The organism is Cognatundibacterium luofuense (genome assembly GCF_018139685.1).
Lineage (GTDB): Bacteria > Pseudomonadota > Gammaproteobacteria > Burkholderiales > Burkholderiaceae_D > Undibacterium > Undibacterium luofuense.
In genome coordinates this window covers 1-301 of the sequence record NZ_JAGSPN010000520.1, presented here as the reverse complement: position 1 = coordinate 301, position 301 = coordinate 1, and the positions used below count along the sequence as shown (strand labels likewise).

General features: G+C 51.5%; 1 protein-coding gene. It reads left to right on the top strand.

Translation table 11 applies throughout. From position 1 onward, the window contains the following. Positions 1 to 37 precede the first annotated feature (37 nt). Positions 38 to 301: PDC sensor domain-containing protein (locus KDM89_RS21500; protein WP_212689822.1), on the top strand; the 264-nt coding region annotated here is incomplete at its 3' end.

Here is a 301-nt window from a genome sequence, read left to right as displayed (position 1 = left end):
AACCTATCTGGACACGCCTATTAGCCAACACGATGTGATGACGGCGATTACGGATACCAATACCGAGGGTTCATTGCAGAGTGGCCCGCTGATGGGCGGTAGCGGCGATTACCTGTACACTTATCGTAAGATTACAGGTATGCCACTGACGCTGGTGTATGCAAGGAATATCGACGATATTCTGACCGACTGGAACGGCCGGGTACGCCAAAGGGTGATGTTTACCGCCACCACGGTGCTGTTTATCCTGGTGCTGGCGATATTGTTGCTGATTCAGCTCAGACGTTTGCAGGAATCCAAA